We start from the raw sequence: 2,379 nt of genomic DNA, 5'->3' as shown, positions 1-2,379 counted from the left end.
CCATAAAAGAGAGCGCCACTGTGGCGCTCTCTTGTTATCAGGGACTGGTTATCAGGGGCTTGCTATCCGGGAGTTGCGATTCGGGGCGAAGGCTCAGCGGCTGGCAGGTCCGGCCGGTTTGCCAAACAGCACCGCGAGTTTTTGTCGCCATGGCAGGCCACGGGCGTCACGCAGCATGTCGCGCCACTCATGGAAGGTGAGAGTGAGGGGGTTGAAGCTGTGGATCGGTTTGGTGATGCCGAAGAGGCATGGCTCGGACGGGTCTTCCTCGACAAAGGTGCCAAACAACCGATCCCAGATGATCAGCACGCCGGCGAAGTTGCGGTCTATGTACTTGGCGTTGCTGGCGTGATGCACCCTGTGGTGGGAGGGGGTGTTGAAGATCCACTCCAGCCAGCCGAGCTTGCCCACCACCTGAGTGTGGACGAAGAACTGGAAGCCCAGACTCAGCAGCACGGTGGCGACCACCGCCTCAGGCGGGAAGCCGATGAGGATCATCGGGATCCAGAACAGCCACATGCCGGAGATCGGGTACATCAGGCTCTGGCGAAAGGCGGTGGAGAGGTTGAGCCGCTCCGAGCTGTGGTGCACCACGTGGGAGGCCCACAGCCAGCGAACATGGTGGCTGGTGAAGTGGAACAGCCAGTAACAGAGATCCTGCAAGAGGAACAGCAGTAGCACACTCCAGAGATTCAGCTCGATATCGAACAGTCGCCAGCCCCAGAGGGTGTCATACAGATAAGCAATGGCGATGGCCGCCAGCGCATCGCCCCCTTGGTGCATCAGGGCCAGCGCGGCGTTGGCGAACAGATCCCGCCACTGGTAGGTGGCAGTGGGAAAGGCAGCGCCATGTTTGCGCAGGTAGAGCATCTCCCAGCCGATAAAAGCCAGAAAAACCGGGGAGAGGTAGAGCAAAAGCAGTTGCACATCCATATGCGGCCATCCATTCAGAGCAATTGCTCTCCAGCATAAAGGATGGATTTAATATTTCATTAACATTTTTCTGCCAACGAATAGATGGCATGAAATATGGCGCGGCAGCAGAGGAAGGCGCGGCGGATGGCTATGCTTGATGCAGGCTTTTTCAGGAGGTGCTGGCTTATGCGCGTCTGGTGTTGCTTGTTGCTTGTTGCTGGGGTTGTGCATGATGGCGCACGCCAAGACCCGGGTCGAGATCCTGGCGGATGCCGCCTATCCCCCCTACTCCTGGCAGGAGGGGGAGGAGGTCAGGGGGATCTATGCCGACATCATCCGAGAGGTAACCTCTGCCATGCCTGACTATGAGGTGGTGCTCAAGCCCATGCCGTGGCGGCGCGGTCTGAGCATGGTGGAGCAGGGGGCTGCCTTCGCCATTTTTCCACCTTACTACATGCCCGATACCCGCCCTTACATGTGGCCCTACTCCCAGCCGATGCTGGATGAAGAGCTGGTGGTGATGTGCGGCGCCAGTGTGGCGGCCAATACCCCGCAGGCCAGGTTTCCGCTCGACTATCACGGTTTACGCTTTGGCATGAACGCCGGTTTTGCCGTCGGCGGCGATGCCTTTTGGCAGGCGGTAAAAGAGAAGCAGATCGACGTGGAGGAGGTGAAAAGCAATCGGGAGAACCTGCTCAAGATTGTCCGCGGCAGGGTCGATTGCACCATCAATGATCGCCTCTCCCTGCTCTATGAGTTGCTCAACATGATAAAGGCCGATCAGCTGGCGGTGGCCGATATGTCCCTGCTCAAACAGGGTCCGGTACTCAGCAAGGAGCAGGGGTTTCTCGGCTATAGCCGCAAGGGGGAGTACCCCTACAAACAGGCCTTTATCGACCAGTTTGACAAGGAGCTCTATCAGCTCAAAAAACGTGACGGGGTGAAAGTGATCGTGGAGCGCTATCTGGGAAAGTCCCCGCGCTGAGCCGATGAGATGGGCACTCGGGTTCAGCTGGGTTGAGTCTGCTCAGCGTGATGCACAAAAAGAGAGCTGAGGTATCCTGATTTTCACAGACAGTTCCGATTGTTACGATGAGACAATCGGGGGTATTGAATGAAATCGAGAGAACACAATTCACCAGAGTTTCGGGCAGAGTCGGTTCGACTGGTGTTGGAGCAAGGCCTTGGCCAAGCTGAAGCCGCCAGAAGGTTGGGTATAGCCAAGGGCACACTGAGCAACTGGGTGGTCGTAGCCAAAGGAGGAAATGATACATCGGCCCGCGTTCTGTCGCCGAGCTGGAGGCTGAAGTGGCCCGGCTACGCAACGCTCTCGCACAAGCCAACATGGAGCGCGACATCATAAAATGGTCGCCGCGTACTTTGCTCAGGAGTCACTGCCAAGTACGCGTGGATAGCCAACTAGCAGGACCGCTATCCCGTTTCCGTTATCTGTCGTGTGCTGGA

General features: G+C 57.6%; 2 protein-coding genes and 1 pseudogene. 2 read left to right on the top strand and 1 reads right to left on the bottom strand.

The window, feature by feature from the left end; translation table 11 throughout:
- Positions 1–93: 93 nt before the first annotated feature.
- On the bottom strand, positions 94–933 hold the full coding sequence (locus AB5Y85_RS14485) for a sterol desaturase family protein (RefSeq protein WP_201951489.1): 840 nt from the start codon (positions 931–933) through the stop codon (positions 94–96).
- Between the two features lie 211 nt (positions 934–1,144).
- Between AB5Y85_RS14485 and AB5Y85_RS14480 the strand changes: the two genes are divergently transcribed.
- Together AB5Y85_RS14480 and AB5Y85_RS14475 are read left to right on the top strand one after the other, a co-directional pair.
- Positions 1,145–1,900: an ABC transporter substrate-binding protein gene (locus tag AB5Y85_RS14480; RefSeq protein ID WP_257688163.1), complete on the top strand. Its 756-nt coding sequence runs from the start codon at positions 1,145–1,147 to the stop codon at positions 1,898–1,900.
- Positions 1,901–2,029: 129 nt separating this feature from the next.
- Positions 2,030–2,335: pseudogene (locus AB5Y85_RS14475) on the top strand (transposase); the annotation flags it as partial.
- Between the last annotated feature and the right edge of the window lie 44 nt (positions 2,336–2,379).

Origin of the sequence: Aeromonas sp. R3-1 (genome assembly GCF_040908345.1) — a bacterium.
GTDB classification, from domain to species: domain Bacteria; phylum Pseudomonadota; class Gammaproteobacteria; order Enterobacterales; family Aeromonadaceae; genus Aeromonas; species Aeromonas veronii.
The sequence above is the reverse complement of the archived record's forward strand: the minus strand, read 5'-3'. Positions and strand labels throughout refer to the sequence as shown.

Bases quoted from the DNA above. Each gene is read 5' to 3' on its own strand.
- AB5Y85_RS14485 (WP_201951489.1), bottom strand. From the start codon at position 933: ATGGATGTGCAACTGCTTTTGCTCTACCTCTCCCCGGTTTTTCTGGCT.
- AB5Y85_RS14480 (WP_257688163.1), top strand. From the start codon at position 1,145: ATGATGGCGCACGCCAAGACCCGGGTCGAGATCCTGGCGGATGCCGCC.